Raw genomic sequence first — 24,345 nt, 5'->3', positions numbered from 1 at the left:
ATGCGGGCGACCGGCCCGCGTCCAGTCCAGTCACGGGGTGGGTTTGATCATGGGCCGAGTCATCGCATCCGCCGTCTACAGCAAGGGCCGCAAGGTCGCCGACATTCCCCTGGAAGAAGGCTATCGATGGGCGTGCCAGCCCGACCACTTCGTCTGGACGGGCCTGCAGGAGCCCACGCCAGAAGAAATGTTCAACCTGCAACGGCAGTTCAACCTGCACGAACTGGCCGTGTCCGATGCCCTGGAAAAGCACAGCCGGCCGAAGCTGGAGACTTTCGGCGATGCGCTGTTCATCGTCATCTATTCGCCGATCCGCGCCGATAGCCGGCTGATGTTCGTCGAGACACACCTGTTCGCCGGCATCGGCTACATCATCAGCGCCCGCCACGGTTTCTCGCAGTCCTACTCGCAGGTTCGCCAACGCTGTGAAGCACGCCCGCTGCTACTGGCCCACGGCACCGACTTCGTGCTTTACGCCCTGCTCGACTTCGTAATGAGCAATTACGAACCGGTGGTAGAGGCCATCCGCGAAGAGATCGAGGAAGTGGAGCAGCAGGTGCTGCGCAAATCGCTGACCCAGGAGCAGATCGAGAAGATCTATGGCCTGCGCCGCGAAGTGCTCAAACTCAAGCACTACGCCGCCCCGATGGTCGAGATTTGCCAGGAACTGCAGCGCCTGGACTTCCCCTTCATCGACAAGCAGATGCGGCCATATTTCCGCGACGTGGCAATCCACGTGAATCGCCTGCTGGAGGATCTCACCACCCTGCGCGACGTGGCCAGCCAGACCATCGAGGTCGGCCTCGCGCTGGAGTCGTCACGGCAGAGCATCGTGCAGCGCAAGTTCGCCGCCTGGGCTGCCATCCTTGCCTTTCCCACCGCGGTGGCGGGCATCTATGGGATGAACTTCGAGTACATCCCGGAGTTGCACTGGCACTACGGCTACTTCCTGGTCATGGGCTTGCTGGCCCTGGGTTGCGTCGGGCTGTACATCAGTTTCAAGCAGGCGGATTGGCTGTGAGTGCAGGAAGCGTCAGATGTTGCCGGGACGCTCCGCCCATCCTGCAAACACCGTTCGGCCTGGCACCGGCGCACAAACGAAAACGCCGCTCCATCGAGCGGCGTTTTCAGTCAACACGGCAGCAATCAGGCGGCACTCTTCTTCTCGGCTTTCTTCTTCTCGTCACGACCTTGCTGGACGAAGCGCATCATCCACTCCGCCACCGCCGTGCCCTGGTGCGGGCGGCCAAGGCTGTCGATCCCGGACTGGAACACCGGCTCGGTAAAGATGTGCTTGCGCAGCTCCAGAATCGCCTGGGAGTAGTCGCTGATGAACTCCGGGTGGCCCTGGAAGCACAGTACCTGGTCGCCGATGGCGTAGGCGGCATTCGGGCAGAAGTCGCTGGAAGCGATGCGGCGCGCGCCGTGGGGCAGCTCGGTGACCTGGTCCTGGTGGCTGACCAGCAGGGTCAAGTCATCGCCCAGTGAGGGGCTCATCCACTCCGGCTGTTCCTCGATGCGGTACTCATGGGTACCCACCCCCCAGCCCTGGCTGGCACGCTCGGTCTTGCCGCCCAGCACCAGCGCCAGCAGTTGGTGGCCGAAGCACACGCCCAGCAGCTTGTCGCCACGCTCGTAGAGCTTGAGCACGTACTCCTTGAGGGTCTGGATCCAGGGATCAGTGCCAAAGGAGTCCGCCTTGCTGCCGGTCACCAGGTACGCGTCGAACTTCTCATCTTCGGGCGGGTAATGCCCTTCCACCACGTTGTAAACCTTGAACTCGGCCGGAACGGGTTGCTTGGCAAACAGTTGCTGGAACATCCAGCCATAGCCCTTGTACTGGTCGATGAGCTCGGGGCGGAGGATGTCGGTTTCCAGAATGCAGATGTGCAACGACATGCAGTGGTGATTCCTGGGGGGTTGGCGGCTGATAAGAATGGTTTTCCTGACACTGATGAAACGCGCGTGAAAATTACGCTCTATTTTTTCACGACACAAGATGGCAACGCCGTTTCTTGCACGAGAATTTCAGGGGAAATACCGGAAAAGCCCGCTTCCTTCAATTGCACCGGCGCACAAGGGTGACGACCGGTTTGCAACAGATCACTTCATGGACAGCCGGCGGCGTATCTCGTTCGCCTCCAGCACCTGCGCAAACTCGCCCTGGAGGTTGCCCAGCGACATTGCATGAACCTCCTCGGCACTGCGCAAAACCCCATCGAAATCGACCCGCGCGAAGGCGAAACAGGCATCCGCCGCCACCCAGGTACGAAACCCCAGGCTGCCGGCGCTGCGGGCCGTGCTCTCCACCGAGTTGCTGGTACTCACGCCGCAGATCACCAGCGCCTCGATGCCACGCATCCGCAGCCAGCGCTCCAGGCCGCTGTTGATGAAAGCATCCGGGACGTTCTTCTCCATCACATGTTCATGCACCAGAGGCGCCAGCGAGGCCTGGAACTCGGCGCCCGGCTGCCCAGGCCAGAACGGCGAGCCCGGCGTGCGGGAGATATGCCGTATATGCACCAGCGGCGCACCAGCCGCGCGCCAGGCCGCCAGCAACTCGCCGATGCGTTGCTCCGCCTGCGGGTTGTTACGTTGTTCGCGGCTATCGCACATACCTTGCTGCATGTCGATGATCAGCAACGCGGGTAGGCTTTCCAGCGGCATCGGTGCAATCCTGCGCGAGGTCTGAGCTGTCATCCTACGGTTAGCGCGGGCAAGAAAAAACCGGCCACGCAGGCCGGTTTCTTCAGTCAGCGAAGGTGACTCAGAAGGTCTCCCCACGGGAAGCCTTCTCCAGCAGCAGCGCTGGCGGCAGGAAGCGCTCGCCGTACTGCTCGGCCAAGTACTGGGAGCGTGCGATGAAGTCCTTCAGGCCGTACTGGTTGATGAACTGCAGCGCACCGCCGCTCCAGGCTGCGAAACCGATTCCGAAGATCGAGCCGATGTTGGCGTCGGCGGTTGAGGTCAGCACGCCCTCCTCCACGCAGCGCACCGTCTCGATGGCCTGGATGAAGAGGATACGGTCGCGCACGTCCTCGGCGGGTATCTGCGCATCAGCCTTCTCGAAGCGCTGCTTGAGCTCCGGCCACAGGTGCTTCTTGCCGTTGGCGGGATAGTCATAGAACCCGGCGCCGGCGGCCTTGCCCGGACGCTTGTACTCGCTGACCATCAGGTCCACCACGGCGAAAGCCGGGTGGCAGGGCATCTGCTTGCCTTCGGCCTCCAGATCCTTGCGGGTCTGTTCGCGGATATGGGTCATCAGGCTCATCGACACCTCGTCGCTGATTGCCAGCGGCCCCACCGGCATGCCGGCCTGGCGCGCCTGGCTCTCGATCATCGCCGCCGAAACGCCCTCGCCGAGCATGGCCAGCCCTTCATTGGTGAAGGTGCCGAACACACGGGAGGTGAAGAAACCACGGCTGTCGTGCACGACGATCGGGGTCTTCTTGATCTGCAGGACGTAGTCGAAGGCGCGGGCCAGGGTAGCGTCGTCGGTCTTCTCGCCGCGGATGATCTCCACCAGTGGCATCTTGTCCACCGGGCTGAAGAAGTGCAGGCCGATGAACTTCTGCGGCTGCTCCACTGCCTGTGCCAGGCCGGTGATCGGCAGGGTCGAGGTGTTGGAAGCGATCACCGCATCCGGCAGAGCGACAGCTTCGGCGGCGGCGCTGACCTTGGCCTTCAGGCCGCGGTCCTCGAACACGGCTTCGATGATCAGGTCGCAGCCCTCGAATTCCGCATCGCTGGCGGTCGGTTTGATCCGCGCGAGGAAGGCATCGCGCTTGTCGGCGCTCATCTGGCCCCTGCCGACTTTCTTCTCCAGCAGGCCAGCGGAATATGCCTTGCCCTTCTGGGCCGCCTCGATGGAGACGTCCTTGAGCACCACCTCGATGCCGGCGGCCGCCGAAACGTAGGCGATACCCGCGCCCATCATGCCGGCGCCGATCACTCCGACCTTCTTCGTCTGCTGCGCAGCGATGCCCTGCGGGCGGGACTTGCCGGCGTTGATCTCGTTGAGCTGGAACCAGAAGGTACCGATCATGTTCTTCGCCACCTGGCCGGTGGTCAGCTCGGTGAAATAGCGCGCCTCGATCAGTTGCGCGGTGTCGAAATCCACCTGCGCACCTTCGACGGCGGCACACATGATCTTCTCCGGTGCCGGGAAGCAGCCCTTGGTCTTGTCGCGCAGCACCGACGGCGCGATAGCCAGCATCTGCGCCACGTTGGGACTCGAAGGCGTGCCGCCGGGGATCTTGTAGCCGGCGATGTCCCACGGCTGCTTGGCGGCCGGGTTGGCGAGGATCCACTCGCGGGCCTTGGCCAACATTTCTTCACGGCTGGATGCCAATTGGTGCACCAGGCCGGCCTTGAGCGCCTGATCCGGGCGTACCTTCTTGCCTTCGGCCAGGTACGGCAGGGCCTTTTCCAGGCCGAGCAGGCGCACCATGCGCACCACGCCGCCGCCGCCGGGCAGCAGGCCCAGGGTGACTTCCGGCAGGCCGAGCTGGACGTGGCTTTCGTCCAGGGCGATGCGGTGGTGGCAAGCCAGGCAGATTTCCCAGCCGCCGCCCAGGGCTGCGCCGTTGATGGCAGCGACAACGGGCTTGCCGAGGGTCTCAAGACGGCGCAACTGGCCCTTGATGACCAGGATGCCTTCATAGAACGCCTGGGCGTCGGCCTTGCTTACCTTGATCAGCTCGTTGAGATCGCCGCCAGCGAAGAAAGTCTTCTTCGCAGAGGTGATCACCACGCCGGCGATCGAATCCTTCTCGGCCTCCAGGCGCGCCACAGTGGCGGCCATCGCCTCGCGATAGTCACCGTTCATGGTGTTGGCGCTCTGGCCGGGCATATCCATGGTCAGGACGACGATGTTGTCCTGGCCCTTCTCATAACGGATGGCGTCGGTCATTTTTTTGTTCTCCGGCCTCAAACCCTTTCGATAATCGTCGCGATACCCATGCCGCCACCCACGCAGAGAGTGGCCAGGCCGTAGCGCAGATTGCGCCGCTCCAGCTCGTCGAGCAGGGTGCCGAGGATCATGCAGCCGGTAGCGCCCAGCGGGTGCCCCATCGCGATGGAGCCGCCGTTCACGTTGACCTTGCTCTCCGGCACGCCCATGTCCTTCATGAACTTCATCACCACCGAGGCGAAGGCTTCGTTCACCTCGTAGAGGTCAATGTCCTCGGCCTTCAGCCCGGCCTTGGCCAGCGCCTTGCGGGTAGCCGGCGCAGGGCCGGTAAGCATGATGGTCGGGTCGGTGCTGGTCACCGCCGTGGCGACGATCCGCGCGCGGGGCTTCAGGCCCAGCTCGCGGCCCTTGGCCTCGGAGCCGATAAGCATCGCGGTAGCGCCGTCGACGATGCCGGAGCTGTTGCCCGGCGTGTGCACGTGTTCGATGCGCTCGACATGGCTGTACTTGCGCAGGGCGGTGGCGTCGAAGCCCATCTGTCCCATCATTTCGAAGCTGGGCTTGAGCGCGCCAAGACCCTCGAGGGTCGACTCGGCGCGAATGAACTCGTCATGGTCGAGCAGGACGATGCCGTTCTGGTCGGTCACCGGCACCAACGACCTGGCGAACAGCCCTTCGGCGCGGGCCTTGGCCGCCTTCTGCTGGGAGCGCAGGGCGAAAGCGTCGACATCGGCGCGGCTGAAACCCTCCAGGGTGGCGATCAGGTCGGCGCCAATACCCTGCGGGACGAAGCTGGTATGCAGGTTGGTTTCCGGGTCCAGCGCCCAGGCGCCACCATCGGACCCCATCGGCACGCGGGACATGGACTCCACGCCGCCGACCACCACCAGGTCCTCGAAGCCCGAACGCACCTTCATCGCGCCCAGGTTGACCGCTTCCAGGCCCGAAGCGCAGAAGCGGTTGATCTGCACGCCCGCCACCTGCTCGTCCCAATCCGCCACCAGTGCGGCAGTCTTGGCGATGTCCGAGCCCTGGTCACCCACCGGGGTCACGCAGCCCAGAACGATATCGTCGACCTGCGCGGTATCGAGCTGGTTGCGCTGCTGCAGCGCACGCAGCACGCCGGCCATCAGGTTCACAGGCTTCACGCTGTACAGCGCGCCGTCCTTCTTGCCCTTGCCGCGGGGCGTACGCACCGCGTCGTAAATGAATGCTTCGGTCATGGCGTTCTCTCTTGGAATTGTCGTCACGCAGGCGTGGCGTGTCGGTCTACCTTAGCGACGTCGCCGCCACGGGCAATGACCGCAGCGCTCAGCGCAATTGACCGCCACGCTCAACCACCGACCGGCGGCAGGCTGCGCGAAAGCTCTGGAACGCACCTGCCCGAGCAGCCGGACAAACGGTCGATTCGCACGCCAGAGCTGTCACGCCGCGGTCATATAGATGGAATATGCCTGGAGCTGCGGGATTTGTTTCCAGATAGTCTAAGCCCGCGCCGCACTAGGCTTAGACTCCAATTGGCAGATACTGCGAAGAGTGCCGCCGCCGGGTTTTGCCGGGGCGGTCGGAAGCCAACGCACGGGCTCCACAGCCGACAGGCCGTGAGTGCGGACCAGAGCCGTGCCAACAACAAAAAAGGCGGAAGGCCATGATGGACCAACAATCGAGAAAATGGCGTCAGGCAAGCCTGATCGTCTTCGCCACCACGGTGGTGCTGATCATCCCCAATCTCAGTCGTCTGGTAGGCTAGGGCCAATACCCGGAATCCCGCCGCTGCGCACCGCGTGCCGCCATCCGCGAGCCACGGTCAACGCAGCGCGGGAGCCATCACCGAGCGTCCCGCGTTCTGCTATGGTTCCGCCGCCATCCCGCTGACTGGAACCGACCATGCGCGCGTCGCTGCTGATGTTGCTCCTGCTCTGCCCCGCGGCTTTCGCCGCCACGCTCACTCTCGAACTGCCGGCCGGCACACGCAGTCTGACCAGTGAAGAACTGCTGGCCAACCCGCAGGTGCGCGACATCGAAATCCCTGCCGATGTCTCCTACAACCGCACCATGCGCTACCGCGCGCTGCCGTTGGCGGCATTGCTCGACGGCGTGAAGCCGGCCGATCACCTGCAAGCGGTGGCGCTGGATGGCTTCGCCGCCGAGCTGCCGGCTGCGCCGCTGCTGGCAACCGAAGGCTCGCGCGCCTGGCTGGCCATCGAGGAATCCGGCAAGCCCTGGCCGAAGCTGGGCGACGGTAAACCGTCGGCGGGCCCGTTCTACCTGGTCTGGAGCGATCCAAAGGCCGCCGGCATCGGCCCCGAACAGTGGCCGTTCCAGGTCGCCAGCATCCGCTACCTCAAGCCGTTGGCCGAGCGCTTCCCGGCGCTGCTGCCCGCAGGCAACGCACCGCGCCAGGTGCAGGACGGCTTCGCCCAGTTCCAGAAGAACTGCCTGGCCTGCCACCGCCTGAACGGAGCCGGCGATTCGCAGTTCGGCCCGGACCTGAACATCCCGCACAACCCGACCGAATACTTCACCGCCGGCTACCTCAAGCAATACATCCGCGACCCGCAGAGCCTGCGGCACTGGCCGGAAGCGCGGATGAAGGGGTTCGCTGCGGATGTGATCAGCGACGGGGAGCTGGACCAGATCGTCGCCTACCTGAAGCACATGGCGGGTCGCAAGGTGAAGGCTGGCGGGTGAAAGCCTGTCGCTTTCGCAGGCTGGCGTAGAGCGGAACGCTCCCCTCTGCCGTGCTGCGCCCCATCCTGTGGCCGGCCGACGGCAAGAGTCCGGCGGAAAGCACCGCCTCCAAGGGCCGGCGTTCAGTACCAGTAGTCCCCCGGCGGTGCCGGCAGTTCGCTCAATAGCTGGCGCAAACCCGTGCCCCACTGGTTGCGTATGCCCTCGAAGTACGCATCGCCTTCCTGCACGCGGAAGCCTGCCGGCACCTCCAGGCTGCCGGCGCGGTACACCAGCAGGTCCAGCGGCATGCCCACCGAGAGATTGCTGCGGATGGTCGAGTCGAAGCTGATCAGCGCGCAGCGCAACGCCTGCTCCAGCGGAGTCGCATAGCTCATGGCGCGGTCGATGATCGGCTTGCCGTACTTGCTCTCGCCGATCTGGAAATACGGCGTATCGCGGGTGGATTCGATGAAATTGCCCTGCGGGTAGATGTTGAACAGCCGTGGGATCTCCTGGCCGATCTGCCCGCCTACCAGGAACGAGCAGCCCAGGTCCACGCCCTGCCCCTGGCCATTGCCGACGTCGTGCTCCACCACCTCCTGCAACGTCCCGCCCACCAGGCGAGCGGCTTCGAAGAGATTCTCCACCGCACCGAGATTGGCTTCCTCGCTGCCCATGCGGTGCCGCAGCAGACTGATCACCGACTGCGAGGTGGCCAGGTTGCCGGCGCTCTGTACCACTACCAGGCGTTCGCCCGGCGTGCCGAAGATATGCAGCTTGCGAAAGGTGGCGATGTTGTCGACCCCGGCATTGGTGCGCGAGTCGGAGACGAAGACCAGGCCCTGGGCCAGGTTCATGGCGACGCAGTAGGTCATAGGGTTCTCGAAGCGGCGGAAGCTGGCACCGATCTTATGCCGGCGCCAGCGCTTGCACCATGCGCGCCTTGCGCATCGCTCACTGCTGGGCCTGCTGCGCCTGTTGCAGATGCCCCGGCGCCACGGTGACACGGGCGTGCATCTGTTCCCCGCCGCCGCCACGGCGCATGCCGCGTACCGGGCAGGCATCCAGGTAGTCCAGGCCCACCGCCAGCTTCAGGTGCCGTTCGGGACGCTCCAGCACGTTGGTCACGTCGAAGCTGTACCAGGCGTCATCCAGCCAGGCCTCGGCCCAGGCGTGGCTGGCCAGGTGCTCCTCGATATCGGTGTAGAGGTAACCGGAGACATAGCGCGCCGGCACCCCCAGATAACGCAGGCAGGCCAGGAAAGCATGGGCATGGTCCTGACAGACGCCCTGCCCCGCGGCAAAGGCTTCGGCGGCGGTGCTGTCCACCTGGGTCGAGCCGGGCACGTAGGCAATGCGCTCGTTCAGCGCCTGCATCAGGCGGATCATGGCCTTGCGGTCGCGCCGCTCGGCGCACTGCGCGCGGGCGAACTCCTGTAACGCACCATCGGCCTGGGTCAAGCGGGTGCTGCGCAGGAACGGCAGCGGCGAGAGATGATCATGCTCGCGCTCGCTCTCCACATCGATTTCCACATGGCCGTGGGCAGCGATGGCAATGGCTTCGTGGGGTTCGTCCAGGGTCAGCACGTGGAGGATATTGCCGTAGGCGTCGCGCTGCGGATGTGCCGGACGCGGCAGCCGCAGTTGCCAGTCGAGCACGTGCTGACGTTCGCTTTCCTGCGGGGTGAGGCGCAGGTACTGGATGCTGGCGCGCACCTGGTCTTCGTAACGGTAAGTGGTGTCATGGCGAATGGAGAGTTTCATGCAGCCTCCAGGTACGAGCTGTGAATGGCGTTGGCGAGCTGGCGGACCCGCGCGATGTGGTCGGTGATCCAGTCATGCAGGCCGGCATCGAGCACTTCGTCGATGCCGGTGTAGCGCACCCGTGCCTCCAGTTCGGAAGCCAGGCGCTGTGCCGGGCGGCCATTGGCGCCGGGCAAGCTGGCGAGGATCTGGCGCAGTTCCTCGGCGCAGGCCAGCAACGAGCGCGGCACGTCCTCGCGGAGCAACAGCAGCTCGGCGATGTTCCGCGCGTTGAGGGCGTCGCGGTAAAGCTCGGTGTAGCCCTCGAACGCAGACAGCGCCCGCAGCAGCGCGCTCCATTGGTAGTAGCCGCGCGCGGAGCCGTCTGCGGGCCCTTCGCTGCGCTCGCCCAGCACCCGGTTGCGCGCGTCGAGCAGGCGCAGGGTATTGTCGGCCCGCTCGATGTAGGTACCCAGGCGGATGAAGTGGAACGCGTCGTTACGCATGCTGGTGCCGAAGGTGGCGCCACGGAACAGGTGCGAGCGGTCCTTCACCCATTCGCAGAAGTGGCTGATGCCGTAGCGCAGCAGGCCCTGGCTGGCGATGTCGCGCATTTCCAGCCAGGTGGCGTTGATGTTTTCCCACATGTCGGTGGTGATCCGGCCGCGTACCGCATGCGCGCAGGCACGGGCGGTGCCAAGGCAGCAATAGATACTCGCCGGGTTCTGCGCGTCGAGGGCGAAGAAGTTGAGCAGGCGTTCGGCGTGCAGTTCGCCGTGGCGTGCCAGGTAGGCATCCAGCGTACCGGTGATGAGCAGCGGCATGGCCAGTTCTTCGAGGCCATCGCCGCGGCCATCCTGTGGCATCAGCGATAGCGAATAGCTGACGTCGAGCATCCGCGCGAGATTCTCGGCACGCTCCAGGTAACGGGACATCCAGTAGAGGTCGGAAGCGGTTCTGCTGAGCATGGTGCGGTGCATCCTTACAGTTGATGGCGAACCACGTTGGTAATGGGGACCTGCCAGACCAGACGCGGGACACCGGTGATGGCCGCGCCCTCATCCGGTTCCGCGACGACACATGGCAGGCTCACAGCGCCAACCCGCAGGGCTGTACCCGCGCGAGCTGGCAAAACCCCTGTTTCATCGGCATTCATCGCAACCTCCTTCTCCTCCTTGCCTTGCGTCTTTCGGGGCGCAGCGGGTGACGGTGAGGGCGCATCGCTTACTCCACTACCCAGGTGTCCTTGGTGCCGCCGCCCTGGGACGAGTTCACGACCAGCGAACCTTCGCGCAGCGCCACACGTGTCAGCCCGCCCGGCACGAGGCGGGTGTTCTCCGGCGCGGACAGCACAAAGGGGCGCAGGTCGATATGACGCGGGGCGATGCCGCTGTCGACGAAGATCGGGCAGGTGGACAGGCTCAGGGTCGGCTGCGCGATGTAGGCTTCCGGCCGCGCGATCAGGCGGGCGCGAAAGGCCTCGATCTCCGCGGTGGTCGCCGCCGGCCCCACCAGCATGCCGTAACCGCCGGAGCCCTGGGCTTCCTTGACCACCAGTTCCGGCAGGTGCGCCAGTACATGGGACAGGTCCTGCGGCCGGCGGCACTGCCAGGTCGGCACGTTGTGCAGGATGGGCTCCTCGTCCAGGTAGAAGCGGATCATTTCCGGCACATAGGGATACACCGACTTGTCATCGGCCACGCCGGTGCCGATGGCATTGGCCAGCACCACGCTGCCGGCGCGGTATGCCGCCAGCAGGCCGGGCACACCGAGCATGGAGTCGGGGTTGAAGGCCAGCGGGTCGAGGAAGTCGTCGTCGATCCGCCGATAGATCACATCGACCTGCTGCGGCCCGGCGGTGGTGCGCATGTAGACGCGCTCGTCGCGGACGAACAGGTCGGCGCCCTCCACCAGCTCCACGCCCATCTCGCGGGCCAGGAAGGCGTGCTCGAAGTACGCGCTGTTGAAGCGCCCCGGCGTGAGCACCACGACGTTGGGCTGCTCCACCTCGCTGGCCTGGCGCAGAGTGTCGAGCAGCAGGTTCGGATAGTGATCGATGGGCGCCACGCGCTGGCCGCCGAACAGCTCGGGGAACAGGCGCATCATCATCTTGCGGTTCTCCAGCATGTAGGAGACGCCGCTGGGGGTTCGCAGGTTGTCCTCCAGCACGTAGTACGCGCCGTTGCCATCTCGCACCAGGTCGACGCCGGCGATATGCGCGTAGACATTGCCGGGCACGTCCAGCCCCTGCATCGCCAGTTGGTACTGGTCGTTGGCCAGCACCTGCTCGGGCGGGATCAGGCCTTCCTTGAGGATGAGCTGGTCGTGGTAGAGATCGGCGAGGAACAGGTTGAGCGCCTGCACCCGCTGGATGCACCCGGCCTCGATGATCTTCCACTCGCTGGCGGGAATGCTGCGCGGGATGGTGTCGAAGGGAATCAGGCGCTCGGTGCCCTGATCATCGCCGTACAGGGTAAAGGTGATGCCTGCGCGGTAGAACAGCAGGTCGGCCTCTCGGCGGCGCTGTTGCAACTGCTCCGCGGGCATGTCCGCCAGCCAGCGGGCAAAGCCGCTGTAATGGGGTCGGCAGACGCCGGTGGCGTCGTGCATCTCATCATAGAAAACCCGTGCCATCCTGAACTCCTTGCGGCCGCTCGTGCTCGGCAAAGAAGTCGTGGCAAGCCCCGTGCCAGGGGCCTGTTCCCTCATTTTTCAATGGCTTGCGATACGCCACGAAAGACCGCGCACCCGATTGGTGCGCAACGCAAGGCTCGCTCCCGCAGCACGCCCCGTTTGGGGCCGTAAGGCGCCGGGAGGCGTTCTTGTCAGCCACTGGGGCCAGAACTACGCTGCAAGAGCGTGCCCTTCGGAGTTGGGCGCGCTGCTGTCAACTGGGTGCCAACTTTCGGCGCGGTTCGGCCGCAGAGGCTCCAAGAACCTAGAACAACAGGAGTCGTCCCATGTCATCAATGAAATTCGCGGCGCTGGCCTTCGCCAGCGTCAGCCTGCTATGCAGCGCCTCTCTCCAGGCCGCCGAGGCGCTCAAGCAACTGGGCCAACCCGAAGGCGCCCTCGATATCATCGCCTGGCCCGGCTACATCGAACGCGGCGAAAGCGACAAGAATTACGACTGGGTGACCCAGTTCGAGAAGGACACCGGGTGCAAGGTCAACGTGAAGACCGCCGCCACCTCGGACGAAATGGTCAGCCTCATGGCCAAGGGCGGCTACGATCTGGTCACCGCCTCCGGCGACGCCTCGCTGCGGCTGGTCTACGGCAAGCGCGTGCAGCCGATCAACGTCTCGCTGATCCCCAACTGGAAGAACGTCGACAAGCGCTTGCAGGACGCGCCGTGGCACACGGTGGACGGCGCGCACTACGGCACGCCGTACCAGTGGGGGCCGAACGTGCTGATGTACAACACCAAGGTATTCCCCAAGGCTCCGCTCAGTTGGAGCGTGGTGTTCACCGAGCAGAAACTTCCCGACGGCAAGAGCAACAAGGGCCGCGTACAGGCCTACGACGGGCCGATCTACATCGCCGACGCCGCGCTGTACCTGAAGACCACCCAGCCCGCGCTGGGCATCCAGGACCCCTACGAGCTCAACGAGGAACAGTACGCCGCCACGCTGAAGCTGCTGCGCGAGCAGCAGAGGCTGATCCACCGCTACTGGCATGATGCGACGGTGCAGATGAGCGACTTCAAGAACGAAGGCGTGGCCGCCTCCGGCTCGTGGCCCTACCAGGTCAACGCGCTGCTCGGCGAGAAGCAGCCGATCGAATCGACCATCCCGGTGGAAGGCGTTACCGGCTGGGCCGACACCACCATGATGCACGTCGACGCCAAGCACCCGACCTGCGCCTACAAGTGGCTGAACTGGTCGCTGGAACCCAAGGTCCAGGGCGACGTCGCCGCCTGGTTCGGCTCGGTCCCCGCCTCGCCCGCCGGCTGCAGCGGCAGCCAGTTGCTCGGCCCCCAGGGCTGCGCCACCAACGGCTATGACCAGTTCGACCGCATCGCCTTCTGGAAAACCCCGCAGGCCAAGTGCGACCAGGGACAGTGCGTGCCCTACAGCCGATGGACGCAGGACTACATCGCGATCATGGGCGGACGCTGACGCGACATCCGTGCCAGCCGCCTGCGCAGGAGCCAGCACCGTGCTCCTGCGCACGACGCCGATGGATTCAACGGCGCGCCGTGGACGCGCACCAGGCGCCACCGCCCCCATGCGCTACCTTTTCTGATGCGGCCCCGCCACGCAGGTAGCCAGCAGCATGACCACAGCCGTCCAGTTCACCGAGGTGAGCCGCCACTACGGCGACGTGCGCGCCGTCGACCGAGTGTCCATCGAGATCCGTGACGGCGAGTTCTTCTCCATGCTCGGCCCATCCGGCTCGGGCAAGACCACCTGCCTGCGCCTGATCGCCGGTTTCGAACAGCCAACCTCGGGTTCTATCCGCATCCACGGCCACGAAGCCGGCGGGCTGCCGCCCTACGAGCGCGACGTGAACACCGTGTTTCAGGACTACGCGCTGTTCCCCCACATGAACGTGCTGGACAACGTGGCCTACGGGCTGAAGGTGAAAGGCGTCGCCAGGAGCGAACGCTATCACCGCGCCGAAGAAGCCCTCGGCATGGTCGCCCTCACCGGCTACGGCAAGCGCAAGCCGGCGCAGCTCTCCGGCGGCCAGCGCCAGCGCGTGGCACTGGCCCGCGCCTTGGTGAATCGCCCTCGCGTTCTGCTGCTGGACGAACCCCTCGGCGCGCTGGACCTGAAACTGCGCGAGCAGATGCAGGTGGAACTGAAGAAACTGCAGCGGCAGTTGGGCATCACCTTCATCTTCGTCACCCATGACCAGGGCGAAGCGCTATCCATGTCCGACCGCGTGGCGGTGTTCAACAAGGGGCGCATCGAGCAGGTCGATACCCCGCGCAACCTCTACATGAAGCCCGCCACGCGCTTCGTCGCCGAGTTCGTCGGCACCGCCAACGTGCTGCGTGGCGACCTCGCCCAGCGCCTGCTCGGCGAGGCCCGCCCGCACTCGCTGCGCCCCGAGCACGTGCGCTTCGGCCATGCCGGAGAGGGAGAGCTGGAAGTCAGCGGCACGCTGTTCGACGTGCAGTACATGGGCGCCAGCAGCCGCTACGAGATCGAACTGGAGAACGGCGTAAGGCTGGTTGCGGCACTGCCCAACGGCGAGCGGGAGGAGCAGCGCCCCAGGCCGGGCGATGCGGTTACGGCTTGCTGGGCACGCAGCGCGCTGGTGCCGCTTCTGGAGGAGCCGGCAGCGTGAGGGCGATCTCAAGCTTCCTCTACCGGCGCAGCACGCTGTACCTGTTGATGCTGCTGATCCCGCCGTTGCTGTGGTTCGGGGTGATCTACATCGGCTCGCTGTTCGCCCTGCTCTGGCAGAGCTTCTACACCTTCGACGACTTCACCATGACGGTGACGCCGGAGCTGACCCTGGCCAACTACAGGGCGCTGTTCAACCCGGCCAACTACGATATCGTCCTGCGCACCTTCGGCATGGCCATCGCCGTATCGGTGGCCAGCGCCATCCTCGCCTTCCCCATCGCCTACTACATGGCGCGCTACGCGGGGCCGAAGGAGAAAGCCTTCTTCTACATCGCGGTGATGCTGCCGATGTGGGCCAGCTACATCGTCAAGGCGTATGCCTGGACGGTGATCCTGGCCAAGGGCGGCATCCTCTACTGGGTGATCGAACGCCTGCACCTGCTCGGCCTGCTGGACCTGCTGCTGGAGGTGCCGGGCGTGGGCGGCAACACCCTGTCGACCTCACACCTGGGGCGTTTCTGGGTGTTCACCTACGTCTGGCTGCCATTCATGATCCTGCCGATCCAGGCTGCCCTGGAACGCCTGCCACCCTCGCTGCTGCAAGCCTCCGCCGACCTCGGCGCGCACCCGCGGCAGACCTTCTTCCAGGTGATCCTGCCGCTGGCCTTCCCCGGCGTGGTGGCCGGCTCTATCTTCACCTTCAGCCTGACCCTGGGCGACTTCATCATCCCGCAACTGATCGGCCCCAGCGGGTTGTTCATCGGCACGATGGTCTACGTCCAGCAGGGCGCGGTGGGCAATATGCCGCTGGCGGCGGCGTTCACCCTGGTGCCCATCGTGCTGATCGCCGTGTACCTGTCCATCGCCAAGCGGCTGGGGGCCTTCGATGCGCTCTGACGACAACCGCCCGTCCTGGTTCCTGCGCCTGGCCGCGTGGGGCGGGCTGGTGTTCCTGCACTTCCCTATCCTGGTGATCCTGCTCTACGCCTTCAACACCGAAGAGTCGGCCTACAGCTTCCCGCTGCAAGGCTTCACCCTGAAATGGTTCAGCATCGCCGCCCAGCGCAGCGACGTGCTCGAGGCCATCTGGCTGTCGGTGAAAATCGCCTGCATCGCCACGCTGATCGCCATGTTCCTCGGCACCCTCGCCGCCGGCGCGCTGTACCGCCGCGACTTCTTCGGCAAGGAAAGCATCTCGCTGATGCTGATCCTGCCCATCGCCCTGCCCGGCATCATCACCGGCATCGCGCTGCTCTCGGCGTTCAAGACGCTGGGTATCGATCCCGGCTTCCTGACCATCGTGGTCGGCCACGCGACCTTCTGCGTAGTGATCGTCTACAACAACGTCATCGCGCGCTTGCGCCGCACCTCGTTCAGCCTGATCGAAGCCTCGATGGACCTGGGCGCCGACGGCTGGCAGACCTTCCGCTACATCATCCTGCCGAACATCGCCACGGCACTGCTGGCCGGCGGCATGCTGGCATTCGCACTGTCGTTCGACGAAATCATCGTCACCACCTTCACCGCCGGCCACGAACGCACCCTGCCGCTGTGGCTGCTCAACCAGTTGAGCCGCCCGCGCGATGTCCCGGTGACCAACGTGGTCGCCATGCTGGTGATGCTCGCCACCATGCTGCCGATCCTCGGCGCCTACTACCTGACGCGGGGCACCAGCGACGTGGCCGGGAGCGGCAAGTAACCCGCGCGCCCACCAACCGCACCTGCACGGAGGACATGCGATGCAAACCCAACTCCTGATCAACGGCCAGTTCGTCGACGGCGAAGGCGAGAAACTGGACATCCTCAACCCCGCCACCGGCGAAGTCATCGGCCAGATCGCCGAAGCCAGCGAAGCCCAGGTGGACACCGCCGTGCGCGCGGCCGACGCCGCTTTCGATGGCTGGTCGCAGACCGCGCCGAAGGATCGCGCCATGCTCCTGCTGCGCCTGGCCGACCGCATCGAGGAACACGCCGAAGAACTGGCCCGGCTGGAATCGGACAACTGCGGCAAGCCTTATGCCGCCGCGCTGAACGATGAAATCCCGGCCATTGCCGACGTGTTCCGCTTCTTCGCCGGCGCCTGCCGTGTGCTACCCGGCTCCGCCGCCGGTGAATACCTGCCCGGTTTCACCTCGATGATCCGCCGCGACCCGGTCGGCGTGGTTGCCTCCATCGCGCCCTGGAACTACCCGCTGATGATGGCGGCGTGGAAACTCGGCCCGGCGCTGGCCGCCGGCAACTGCGTGGTGCTCAAGCCCTCGGAGCAGACCCCGCTGACCGCGCTGCGGGTGGCCGGATTCATCGCCGAACTGTTCCCCGCCGGCGTAGTCAACCTGGTGTTCGGCCGTGGCCCGAGCGTGGGCGCACCGCTGGTCGGCCACGACCTGGTGCGAATGGTCTCGCTGACCGGTTCGGTGGGAACCGGCAAGGCGATCATCCGGAGCGCCGCCGATAGCGTGAAGCGCCTGCACATGGAGCTGGGCGGCAAGGCGCCGGTGATCGTTTTCGACGATGCCGACCTTGCGGACGTGGTGGCCGGTATCCGCACCTTCGGCTTCTACAATGCAGGCCAGGACTGCACCGCCGCCTGCCGCATCTATGCGGGCAAGAAGATCTACGACAACTTCGTGGCCGACCTGGCCAGCGCGGTATCGAGCCTCAAGACGGGTTTGCAGAACGACCCGGCCACCGAGCTCGGCCCGCTGATCACCGCGGCGCAGCGCGACCGAGTCTCCGGCTTCGTCGAGCGGGCCAAGGCCAGCCCGCACATCAGCATCGCCACAGGCGGCAGCCCGGTCAGCGGCAAGGGCTTCTTCTACGCGCCAACGGTAGTGGCCAACGCCCAGCAGGACGATGAGATCGTCCGCCGCGAGGTGTTCGGCCCGGTGGTGTCGGTGACCCCCTTCAGCGACGCGGACGAAGCGGTGCGCTGGGCCAACGACTCCGACTACGGGCTCGCCTCGTCGGTGTGGACCCGCGATGTCGGCCGCGCCTCACGGGTCGCGGCGCGACTGCAGTATGGCTGCACCTGGGTGAACACCCACTTCATGCTGTGCAGCGAAATGCCCCACGGCGGCTTCAAGCAGTCCGGCTACGGCAAGGACCTGTCGATGTACGGCCTGGAGGACTACACCGTCGCGCGGCATATCATGTTCAAGCATTGAGCCCGGCGGAAGCGGCGTACAACCGGGAAGGGTTGTACGCCCTGTGACTCGGCTTTGCGCCGGTAGCAGCTACAAATGCACCGTCTGCCGGAGTTGAAGCTCCGCCGTAGGATGGGTGGAGCCTGCGATACCCATCAACACCGGTGCACGTCGCCCGATCATGGGCGCGATGCGCACTGCTCGCCCGGTCAGACCAACCCGGCGAGCGTCAGCCAGTGACGGTAGAAACCCTCCGCCACGCGGTTCATCGCCGCCACGCGCTGCGCCAGGTCGGCGAGCATCACGTCCGAACGCTCCTGGCTGGGCTGGCTGGCGTCGAGATACTCGGGGAAGCCATTCACCCAGCCGCTGACCAGCTCCTCGGTCATTTCCGGGTGCCCCTGCAAGCCAAGGATGCGTTCGCCGTAGCTGAACGCCTGGTTCGCGCACCAGGGGCTGGAGAGCAGGTGCGTGGCGCCTTCGGGCAGGTCGAAGGTATCGCCGTGCCACTGGTAGATCGGGAACTCTTCAGGCAGGTGCGCAAGCCACGGGCTCTGCGTTTCCAGGCGGCGCATCGGCTGCCAGCCGATCTCCGAATACGGCATGCGCTGGATGTCCGCGCCCAGCGCCTTGGCCAGCAACTGGCCGCCCAGGCAGTGGCCGATCATAGGCACGTCGCGCTCGATGAAGCGGCGGATCGCCGCGATCTCCTCGCGCAGCCACGGCGTATCGTCGTTGACGCTCATCGGCCCGCCCATGATGGCAACCGCCTTCGGCCGCTCCAGGTCGTAGCCCTGCAGGGCGCCAAGGTCGGCGCGGCGTTCCTCGAACGACAGGCCGGCGCGGTCGAGCACCGCGGCCAGGTGGCCCGGCGGGCAGAAGTCGACGTGAGTAAGAATCAGGATATCGGTCATGGTCACCTCCGCGCGGCAGTCTGCCGCATCGGTGGGCGCCGGGAAACCCGTCGTACCCGCACGGAAATACGCGCCGTCACTGCTGGCGACGACGCGACTCCGGTTTGCGGATTGGCCGTCGGATGACGGCTCGACGACATATTGCCGACACGGACTATGGCCGCAACGTGGTGACCTCCTGGGTCACGCCCCAGCCATCGAGTATGCCGCCCAGGGGGACCACGACTTCCTCAAGGTCGTGTTCGAAATCGCCGATGGCGGCATGGGTAGCGAACATCACCTTGCTGATCTGCAGGTTCCAGCCGCCATCGTCGCGGGCCTCGACCTGCGCTCTCAGCGACTCGCCACGAAACTGCCGGGCGGCCTTACGCGCGTTCTGTTCATCGGGAAAGATGGCGAAAAAATCGATGGGATGAATACGAGCGAAATCGAAACCACCTTCTTTCATCCGGCGCAACACGTTGACGCTGATATCCTCCGAGAGGGGCTTTTCCATGGTACGCACCTCCTGTCGAGACGTTCAGAGTTATTCCCCGCCAACGAACGCACCCTGCCAAAGGCGCGGATGCGTTCCGGGCACTTCGATGTGCCGCAGGAAACGCCAATTGAATCAACGTCCCCCAACTGGTAGCCAACTGCGTCGAACATGCCGGTGAGGCAAGTTCCCACGACGAAATCAACCGGCCACCCTCTTCAGCGTAGCGCCTCCTCTGTCGGGTTGCCGCTACTTCGCCGTACCAGCCTCACTAGCGGCGACGGGCGGCATCCCGCCACGTCGCGTGCCCAACAGCAACGCGGCCAGCACCAGCGCCATGCCAAGCGCATGACCGACACTGAAACGCTCCCCCAGCAGAAACACGCCGGCCAGCGCCGAGCTGACCGGCATCAAGCCGGTGAACAGCCCGGCAATACTGGCCGGCACCCGGGAAATTCCCCGGTACCAGAGCAGGAAGGACAGCACACTGGCGCTCAGCGCGTAGAACAACAGCCAGGCCCAGGTCCCGACACCGGGGGCGCTCCAGCCGAAGGCCAGCGCCTCGGGCAGCGCCAACGGCAGAAACAGCAGAAGACCCGCCAGGTTGACGCCGAACGCCATAGCCCAGGGCCGCACGCTCAGCGCTAGCCGGCGCGAGAACACCGCGAACAGAGCCTCGGCCAGCACCGCGCCGAGCACCAGCAGGTTGCCGGCGACGCTGCCACCGCCAGCCTGCGAATGCTCCAGCAGATTCAGTGCGGCGATGCCGGCCACTGCCAGTGCGATAGCCAGTAACTGTGGCGCGCCAATGTGCTCGCGCAGCCACAGCCAGGCGAGCAGCGCGATCACGCTGGGCGTGGCGCTGGTGATGATCCCCGCACTGGTCGCAGAGGTCAGCAGTACACCATGCAGCATGCACAGGCTGAACAGGAAGCAGCCGAAGAACGCCTGCAGGAAGAGTCCGCCGCAGGCGCGGCGGTCCAGGCCACGTCGCACCTTCGCGATGAACATTCCCGGCAACAGCACCAGACTTGCGATCAGGAAGCGCAACGCGGCGAACAGGTAGACCGGGACTTCGGCCAGGATCAGCTTGCCGATGGCGATGTTGACTCCGACGAGCAGCATCGACAGGGCCAGGCAGGCGAAGGCAAATGGCATGACGGCATCCTTGCATCAGGTTGTGGCGTCCTCGACACGCCGGGCGACTCTCCAGCATCCGGGCATGGGCTCCACGGCGCAAGCCCTGAAGCACTAACCGCCCAGGGCAATGCACAGCCCGGTCATGGCCACACCGAGGGTGGTGAAGCCCAGCGCACCCGGCCACGGCGAGTCGCCAGCCCAGCGCGCCAGCAACCAGCCAAGGCCGAACAGCATGACTACACCGATGCCCTGGGCCAGGCGCAGCGCCAGCAGATCGTCCGACACCAGCCACAACGGCAGGATCATCGGCAGAGTGATGCCGGTGACCAGCAGGACAATCAGCAGCCCGGCGAGCCAGGCCTCGACGCCGCCCCCGCGCGCCTCGCCGGTCCCCAGGTTCGAGGCCAACAGCCGGCGGCGCAGGCGCAGCACCTCCTCCGGTTGCAGCGCCGCCACCAGCCGTGGCGGCAGGAACTCGTCGAGTCCGTCGCGGAAGTCGGCGTCGCTGGACACGCCGCGCAGTGCGCGCAGGCGGCCATGCTGGTGTACCCGCTCGACCCGCAGGCGCACCATCAGCATCAGCGCATCGACCAGGCCCCAGGCGAGATTGCAGCCCAGCGCGGCAACGATCAGGTCCTGGCGCGCAGCCCCGCCGCTGGCGGCAGAAATCACCGAAATGATGGTCAGGGTCATGATCACGCCATAGGTCATCTCGCTCACCCGGTCGAAGGGCGTGGTGATGTCCTGCAGCACGCGCTGCCAGGCGGATGGGTGTTGCTCCGGGTTTTCCTGCATGGGTCGGCCTCCTCCGCCGCCCATGCAGTCTAACCGCTCGTCTTCAGGCGCGGCTGAGCCAGGCCATGACCCAGCGATTTATCGCCGGCGGCAATAGCTGGCCGGACCAGTACATCGCCCGGAACAACGCGCCGATCGGACGATGAACCGCACGGCTCTGCGCCTGTCGCCACGCCGCTTCGGCGATGTCTTCGGCCGTCAGGGTCACGCCCAGGCGGCGCAGTACCGGCGGCTCGACGGTCTGGCTGGCGACCATCGGCGTGCGCACGAAGGGTGGCATCAGGTCGGCGACGCGGATGCCGTGCTCGCGCCATTCCAGCTCCAGCGCCTCGGTCAGGCCGCGCACGGCGAACTTGGACGCGGAATAGCTGGCCATCTGCGGCACGCCATACAGCCCGGATGCCGAGCCCATGTTCAGCACCTGCGCTCCCGGCGTGCCTTTGAGCAAGGGCAGCGCGGCATGGCAGCAGTTCATCACGCCCTGCACGTTGATCTCGATGATGCGATTGTGCTCGGCCAGGCTGATGTCCTCGAAACGCCCGAAACGCAGGATTCCTGCGCAGTTGAACAGCAGACGCAGCGTGCCGCCGCTGACCTGGCCGAACTCGCCCACGGCATCCACCAGGGCCTGCGCATCGGTGACATCCACCGCCCTGCGCCAGACACCGCCCAGTTCGTCCGCCAGCGTCGCCAGCGGCTCGGGATTGAGATCGAGCAGGCCGACACGCCAGCCGCGCCCGTGGAACAGCCTGGCGGTGGCCGCGCCAATTCCCGATGCCGCGCCACTGATGAGAATGTTGTTCATCGGCTGACTCCCTGCTGTTGCTGGTCGATGAACAGCGCAACGTCCTGCAGCGCGCGGTCGGCCACATCGAGCACTCCGGCGTGGGCCTGGAATACGTGCCAGCAGCCCGGATAGCGCTGCAGCTTCACAGTCACACCCTGGCGCCGCGCCGCCTCGGCAAAGCGCAGGCTGTCATTGCGCAGCAGTTCGTCCTCGCCGACCTGAATCAGCAGCGGCGGCAGGCCTTCGAGTTCAGCGTAGAGCGGCGACAGTTGCGCATCATCCCGCGCAAGCCCCTCGGGGCAGAACATTTCCATCGCGCTGTCGATCCAGGCGCGGGTAATCATCGGGTCGCCCGCCGCCGGCACATGCAGGTGCGCAGCAGTGAGGTCGGTCACCGGCGAGAAGGTCACCAGCGCACCGGGCGCGGGCAGGCCGAGAGCCTTCGCCTGTAACGCCAGTTGCAGGGTCAGGTGGCCGCCTGCGGAGTCACCGGCGATGGTAATCGCTTCGGCGGCGATACCTTTGTCCAGCAAGGCCCGATAGGCCGCCACGGCATCGTCGCGCTGGGCCGGGAAGCGGTGCTCTGGCGCCAGCCGGTAGTCCACCACCCAGACTTCCGCCGCACACCGCCGCGCCAGACTGGCGGTGATCGCCCGGTGCGTGGCCGGCGAGCCGATCAGGTAGGCACCGCCATGCAGGTAGAGGATGACCTTCCCTGCCCCGCCGACAGTGGGCCGCCAGACCTCGCAGGGCAGTCCGCCAAGGGTCGCGGCCTCACGGTGAACGCCGCGTGGCGCCAGCGTCGCCGCCGTCAGCGCACGCAACAGCGCGCGCTGTGCCTTGACCGGCAACTGAGGCCCCATCAGACCACGGAACAGCAGGTTAAGTACCCCGCGCAGGCTGGCGGTGAGGATTTTCTGGGCAGCGGACAGCGGCACCACGGGTTCAACGGATGCAGTCATAGTCGGCAAACTCCGGCTGACGGGTCTGTTGGCGGTAACGGAAGGTGAATCCCGGCCAGTTGTTGGTGTTGCGGCCAGCGGCAGTCTTGTACCAGCTATCGCAGCCGCGCTCCCAGATGGTATGGCTGAGGTCGTGCTGCAAGCGCTGGTTGAAGCGCTGCTGTACCTGGGGCTTCACGTCCAGGTACTTGAGGTGTTCGTCGTGGATCAGCCGCAGGCAGGCCAGCACGTAGGGGAACTGGCTCTCCAGCATGTAGATGATCGAGTTGTGCCCCAGGTTGGTGTTCGGCCCGTAGAGGATGAACAGGTTCGGGAAGCCGCTGACGCTGATGCCCTTGTAGGCTTCGGCGCCGTCCCGCCAGGCCTGGTTCAGCTCGCGCCCGCCCAGGCCGCGGACGCTCATCGGCGCGAGGAATTCGGTGGCGGCGAAACCGGTACCGTAGATGATGGTATCCACCGGGTGACGCTGCCCGTCGCGGGTGACGATGGCATCCTCGGTGACCTCGCGGATACCGCTGTCCACCAGCCGCACGTTGCTGCGCGCCAGTGCCGGGTAGTAGTCGTTGCTGATCAGGATACGCTTGCAGCCCATCGGGTAGTCCGGCTGCAGACGTGCGCGCAATTGCGCATCGCCGATGCTCCTGCGCATGTGCAGGTGGAAGTTCAGGCGCATCGCCTTCATCAGCGGCGGGAAAACGGTAAAGGCCAGCGCCCGCGCTTCGTGCTGGATGTACTTCAGGCCGCGGTCCAGGCGTTGCAGCCAGGGCAGACGGGCCTTGAGGCGGCGCTCCCAGTCGGCGTAGGGACGGTCAGGCTTGGGAATCACATAGGGCGCGCTGCGCTGGAATAGCAGCAACTCGGCAACCTTAGGCGCGATCTGCGGGACGAACTGGATGGCGCTGGCACCGGTTCCGATCACCGCGACACGCTGACCATCCAGCGGCGCCCCGGCATCCCACTGCGCGGAATGGAAAGCCTTGCCACGGAAGCGCTCGATGCCTTCCAGACGCGGGATCGCCGGCCGGCTCAACTGTCCCAGGGCGCAGACCAGAGACTGGGCGCGCCATTGCTCACCGTTGGCGCAGGTTATCCGCCACTGCCCGGCGGACTCGTCGAAAACCGCGTCACTGACCTCACGGCCGAAGCGGATGCGTTCGCGGAGCTGGTACTTGTCAGCGCAGTGGCGGGCGTAGTCGAGGATCTCCGCCTGCGGGGCGAATTTTCGCGACCAGTCGGCCTTGGGTTCGAAGGAGAAGGAATACAGGTGCGAAGGCACATCGCAGGCGGCGCCAGGATAGCGGTTCTCGCGCCAGCAACCACCGACATCGTCGGCTTTCTCAAGGATCAGGAAGTCGTCGATACCGGCCTGCTTCAGGCGGATAGCCAACCCCAGGCCGGCAAAGCCGGCACCGATAATCAGCACGCGCACGGCTGCCGATCGACGGGAAGTGTTTGTCATTGTTGTCTCCCGATGGTTCTCCGCGCAGTGGCGGACGGGAACATC

23 protein-coding genes are annotated in these 24,345 nt (G+C 65.5%); 7 read left to right on the top strand and 16 right to left on the bottom strand.

Annotated features, from left to right (window positions below):
• The first annotated feature begins 49 nt into the window (after positions 1 to 49).
• Positions 50 to 1,021, top strand: a complete 972-nt coding sequence (locus tag OU419_RS11710; RefSeq protein WP_254473197.1) for a magnesium and cobalt transport protein CorA — start codon at positions 50 to 52, stop codon at positions 1,019 to 1,021.
• A 125-nt stretch (positions 1,022 to 1,146) separates the two neighbouring features.
• Here the strand turns inward: OU419_RS11710 and OU419_RS11705 are convergent, their stop codons facing one another.
• From OU419_RS11705 to OU419_RS11690, 4 genes are all read right to left on the bottom strand, one after another.
• Complete coding sequence (locus OU419_RS11705; protein ID WP_254473199.1) at positions 1,147 to 1,899, bottom strand: amidotransferase; 753 nt, start codon at positions 1,897 to 1,899, stop codon at positions 1,147 to 1,149.
• A 204-nt stretch (positions 1,900 to 2,103) separates the two neighbouring features.
• Positions 2,104 to 2,667: a cysteine hydrolase family protein gene (locus OU419_RS11700; protein WP_254473201.1), complete on the bottom strand. Its 564-nt coding sequence runs from the start codon at positions 2,665 to 2,667 to the stop codon at positions 2,104 to 2,106.
• A 100-nt stretch (positions 2,668 to 2,767) separates the two neighbouring features.
• On the bottom strand, positions 2,768 to 4,912 hold the full coding sequence (locus OU419_RS11695) for a 3-hydroxyacyl-CoA dehydrogenase NAD-binding domain-containing protein (RefSeq protein WP_254473203.1): 2,145 nt from the start codon (positions 4,910 to 4,912) through the stop codon (positions 2,768 to 2,770).
• Positions 4,913 to 4,929: 17 nt separating this feature from the next.
• Complete coding sequence (locus OU419_RS11690; protein ID WP_254473205.1) at positions 4,930 to 6,135, bottom strand: acetyl-CoA C-acetyltransferase; 1,206 nt, start codon at positions 6,133 to 6,135, stop codon at positions 4,930 to 4,932.
• 664 nt (positions 6,136 to 6,799) lie between these two features.
• On the opposite strand from OU419_RS11690, the gene OU419_RS11685 reads away from it, so the two are divergent.
• Positions 6,800 to 7,603: a c-type cytochrome gene (locus tag OU419_RS11685; protein ID WP_254473207.1), complete on the top strand. Its 804-nt coding sequence runs from the start codon at positions 6,800 to 6,802 to the stop codon at positions 7,601 to 7,603.
• 122 nt (positions 7,604 to 7,725) lie between these two features.
• On the opposite strand, the gene OU419_RS11680 is transcribed toward OU419_RS11685, so the two are convergent.
• The 5 genes from OU419_RS11680 to OU419_RS11660 all read right to left on the bottom strand — a co-directional run bounded on the left by OU419_RS11680 (position 7,726) and on the right by OU419_RS11660 (position 11,962).
• The gene (locus OU419_RS11680; protein WP_254473209.1) at positions 7,726 to 8,460 is read right to left on the bottom strand and encodes a proteasome-type protease; all 735 of its coding nucleotides are present in this window, start codon (positions 8,458 to 8,460) and stop codon (positions 7,726 to 7,728) included.
• 79 nt (positions 8,461 to 8,539) lie between these two features.
• Entirely contained in the window at positions 8,540 to 9,349 is an 810-nt protein-coding gene (locus OU419_RS11675; RefSeq protein ID WP_254473211.1) for a transglutaminase family protein, read from the bottom strand.
• On the bottom strand, positions 9,346 to 10,296 hold the full coding sequence (locus tag OU419_RS11670; protein WP_254473212.1) for an alpha-E domain-containing protein: 951 nt from the start codon (positions 10,294 to 10,296) through the stop codon (positions 9,346 to 9,348). The genes OU419_RS11675 and OU419_RS11670 overlap by 4 nt, the downstream gene beginning before the upstream one ends.
• 14 nt (positions 10,297 to 10,310) lie before the next feature.
• Positions 10,311 to 10,484 carry a hypothetical protein gene (locus tag OU419_RS11665; protein ID WP_254473214.1) on the bottom strand — a complete coding sequence of 58 codons (174 nt, stop codon included), beginning with the start codon at positions 10,482 to 10,484 and terminating at the stop codon, positions 10,311 to 10,313.
• 68 nt (positions 10,485 to 10,552) lie between these two features.
• Entirely contained in the window at positions 10,553 to 11,962 is a 1,410-nt protein-coding gene (locus OU419_RS11660) for a circularly permuted type 2 ATP-grasp protein (RefSeq protein WP_254473216.1), read from the bottom strand.
• 326 nt (positions 11,963 to 12,288) lie between these two features.
• Here OU419_RS11660 and ydcS point away from each other — a divergent pair, with 326 nt between their 5' ends.
• From ydcS to OU419_RS11635, 5 genes are all read left to right on the top strand, one after another.
• On the top strand, positions 12,289 to 13,446 hold the full coding sequence (gene ydcS, locus OU419_RS11655) for a putative ABC transporter substrate-binding protein YdcS (RefSeq protein WP_254473218.1): 1,158 nt from the start codon (positions 12,289 to 12,291) through the stop codon (positions 13,444 to 13,446).
• A gap of 157 nt (positions 13,447 to 13,603) precedes the next feature.
• The gene (locus tag OU419_RS11650; RefSeq protein ID WP_254473220.1) at positions 13,604 to 14,623 is read left to right on the top strand and encodes an ABC transporter ATP-binding protein; all 1,020 of its coding nucleotides are present in this window, start codon (positions 13,604 to 13,606) and stop codon (positions 14,621 to 14,623) included.
• Positions 14,624 to 14,670: 47 nt separating this feature from the next.
• Positions 14,671 to 15,522 (top strand): ABC transporter permease, encoded by an 852-nt coding sequence (locus OU419_RS11645; RefSeq protein ID WP_254473502.1) that lies wholly within the window; start codon positions 14,671 to 14,673, stop codon positions 15,520 to 15,522.
• Entirely contained in the window at positions 15,512 to 16,324 is an 813-nt protein-coding gene (locus OU419_RS11640) for an ABC transporter permease (RefSeq protein WP_254473222.1), read from the top strand. The genes OU419_RS11645 and OU419_RS11640 overlap by 11 nt, the downstream gene beginning before the upstream one ends.
• 40 nt (positions 16,325 to 16,364) lie before the next feature.
• Entirely contained in the window at positions 16,365 to 17,789 is a 1,425-nt protein-coding gene (locus OU419_RS11635; protein ID WP_254473224.1) for a gamma-aminobutyraldehyde dehydrogenase, read from the top strand.
• 188 nt (positions 17,790 to 17,977) lie between these two features.
• Here the strand turns inward: OU419_RS11635 and OU419_RS11630 are convergent, their stop codons facing one another.
• The 7 genes from OU419_RS11630 to OU419_RS11600 all read right to left on the bottom strand — a co-directional run bounded on the left by OU419_RS11630 (position 17,978) and on the right by OU419_RS11600 (position 24,300).
• On the bottom strand, positions 17,978 to 18,682 hold the full coding sequence (locus tag OU419_RS11630) for a type 1 glutamine amidotransferase (RefSeq protein ID WP_254473226.1): 705 nt from the start codon (positions 18,680 to 18,682) through the stop codon (positions 17,978 to 17,980).
• A 154-nt stretch (positions 18,683 to 18,836) separates the two neighbouring features.
• Positions 18,837 to 19,178: a ribonuclease E inhibitor RraB gene (locus OU419_RS11625; RefSeq protein ID WP_254473228.1), complete on the bottom strand. Its 342-nt coding sequence runs from the start codon at positions 19,176 to 19,178 to the stop codon at positions 18,837 to 18,839.
• A 228-nt stretch (positions 19,179 to 19,406) separates the two neighbouring features.
• Entirely contained in the window at positions 19,407 to 20,315 is a 909-nt protein-coding gene (locus tag OU419_RS11620; protein ID WP_254473230.1) for a DMT family transporter, read from the bottom strand.
• 93 nt (positions 20,316 to 20,408) lie between these two features.
• The gene (locus OU419_RS11615; protein ID WP_254473232.1) at positions 20,409 to 21,092 is read right to left on the bottom strand and encodes a hypothetical protein; all 684 of its coding nucleotides are present in this window, start codon (positions 21,090 to 21,092) and stop codon (positions 20,409 to 20,411) included.
• Between the two features lie 43 nt (positions 21,093 to 21,135).
• Entirely contained in the window at positions 21,136 to 21,897 is a 762-nt protein-coding gene (locus OU419_RS11610) for an SDR family oxidoreductase (RefSeq protein ID WP_254473234.1), read from the bottom strand.
• Positions 21,894 to 22,841: an alpha/beta hydrolase gene (locus OU419_RS11605; protein ID WP_254473236.1), complete on the bottom strand. Its 948-nt coding sequence runs from the start codon at positions 22,839 to 22,841 to the stop codon at positions 21,894 to 21,896. The genes OU419_RS11610 and OU419_RS11605 overlap by 4 nt, the downstream gene beginning before the upstream one ends.
• The gene (locus tag OU419_RS11600) at positions 22,825 to 24,300 is read right to left on the bottom strand and encodes a flavin-containing monooxygenase (protein ID WP_254473238.1); all 1,476 of its coding nucleotides are present in this window, start codon (positions 24,298 to 24,300) and stop codon (positions 22,825 to 22,827) included. The genes OU419_RS11605 and OU419_RS11600 overlap by 17 nt, the downstream gene beginning before the upstream one ends.
• Positions 24,301 to 24,345 lie beyond the last annotated feature (45 nt).

It is taken from the genome of Pseudomonas triclosanedens, from assembly GCF_026686735.1.
GTDB classification, from domain to species: Bacteria; Pseudomonadota; Gammaproteobacteria; order Pseudomonadales; family Pseudomonadaceae; genus Pseudomonas; species Pseudomonas triclosanedens.
The sequence above is the reverse complement of the archived record's forward strand: the minus strand, read 5'-3'. Positions and strand labels throughout refer to the sequence as shown.

Excerpts from the sequence above, each read along its gene's own strand:
- OU419_RS11710 (WP_254473197.1), top strand. The coding sequence starts at position 50 with ATGGGCCGAGTCATCGCATCCGCCGTCTACAGCAAGGGCCGCAAGGTC.
- OU419_RS11705 (WP_254473199.1), bottom strand. The coding sequence starts at position 1,899 with ATGTCGTTGCACATCTGCATTCTGGAAACCGACATCCTCCGCCCCGAG.
- OU419_RS11700 (WP_254473201.1), bottom strand. The coding sequence starts at position 2,667 with ATGCCGCTGGAAAGCCTACCCGCGTTGCTGATCATCGACATGCAGCAA.
- OU419_RS11695 (WP_254473203.1), bottom strand. The coding sequence starts at position 4,912 with ATGACCGACGCCATCCGTTATGAGAAGGGCCAGGACAACATCGTCGTC.
- OU419_RS11690 (WP_254473205.1), bottom strand. The coding sequence starts at position 6,135 with ATGACCGAAGCATTCATTTACGACGCGGTGCGTACGCCCCGCGGCAAG.
- OU419_RS11685 (WP_254473207.1), top strand. The coding sequence starts at position 6,800 with ATGCGCGCGTCGCTGCTGATGTTGCTCCTGCTCTGCCCCGCGGCTTTC.
- OU419_RS11680 (WP_254473209.1), bottom strand. The coding sequence starts at position 8,460 with ATGACCTACTGCGTCGCCATGAACCTGGCCCAGGGCCTGGTCTTCGTC.
- OU419_RS11675 (WP_254473211.1), bottom strand. The coding sequence starts at position 9,349 with ATGAAACTCTCCATTCGCCATGACACCACTTACCGTTACGAAGACCAG.
- OU419_RS11670 (WP_254473212.1), bottom strand. The coding sequence starts at position 10,296 with ATGCTCAGCAGAACCGCTTCCGACCTCTACTGGATGTCCCGTTACCTG.
- OU419_RS11665 (WP_254473214.1), bottom strand. The coding sequence starts at position 10,484 with ATGAATGCCGATGAAACAGGGGTTTTGCCAGCTCGCGCGGGTACAGCC.
- OU419_RS11660 (WP_254473216.1), bottom strand. The coding sequence starts at position 11,962 with ATGGCACGGGTTTTCTATGATGAGATGCACGACGCCACCGGCGTCTGC.
- ydcS (WP_254473218.1), top strand. The coding sequence starts at position 12,289 with ATGTCATCAATGAAATTCGCGGCGCTGGCCTTCGCCAGCGTCAGCCTG.
- OU419_RS11650 (WP_254473220.1), top strand. The coding sequence starts at position 13,604 with ATGACCACAGCCGTCCAGTTCACCGAGGTGAGCCGCCACTACGGCGAC.
- OU419_RS11645 (WP_254473502.1), top strand. The coding sequence starts at position 14,671 with ATGCTGCTGATCCCGCCGTTGCTGTGGTTCGGGGTGATCTACATCGGC.
- OU419_RS11640 (WP_254473222.1), top strand. The coding sequence starts at position 15,512 with ATGCGCTCTGACGACAACCGCCCGTCCTGGTTCCTGCGCCTGGCCGCG.
- OU419_RS11635 (WP_254473224.1), top strand. The coding sequence starts at position 16,365 with ATGCAAACCCAACTCCTGATCAACGGCCAGTTCGTCGACGGCGAAGGC.
- OU419_RS11630 (WP_254473226.1), bottom strand. The coding sequence starts at position 18,682 with ATGACCGATATCCTGATTCTTACTCACGTCGACTTCTGCCCGCCGGGC.
- OU419_RS11625 (WP_254473228.1), bottom strand. The coding sequence starts at position 19,178 with ATGGAAAAGCCCCTCTCGGAGGATATCAGCGTCAACGTGTTGCGCCGG.
- OU419_RS11620 (WP_254473230.1), bottom strand. The coding sequence starts at position 20,315 with ATGCCATTTGCCTTCGCCTGCCTGGCCCTGTCGATGCTGCTCGTCGGA.
- OU419_RS11615 (WP_254473232.1), bottom strand. The coding sequence starts at position 21,092 with ATGCAGGAAAACCCGGAGCAACACCCATCCGCCTGGCAGCGCGTGCTG.
- OU419_RS11610 (WP_254473234.1), bottom strand. The coding sequence starts at position 21,897 with ATGAACAACATTCTCATCAGTGGCGCGGCATCGGGAATTGGCGCGGCC.
- OU419_RS11605 (WP_254473236.1), bottom strand. The coding sequence starts at position 22,841 with ATGACTGCATCCGTTGAACCCGTGGTGCCGCTGTCCGCTGCCCAGAAA.
- OU419_RS11600 (WP_254473238.1), bottom strand. The coding sequence starts at position 24,300 with ATGACAAACACTTCCCGTCGATCGGCAGCCGTGCGCGTGCTGATTATC.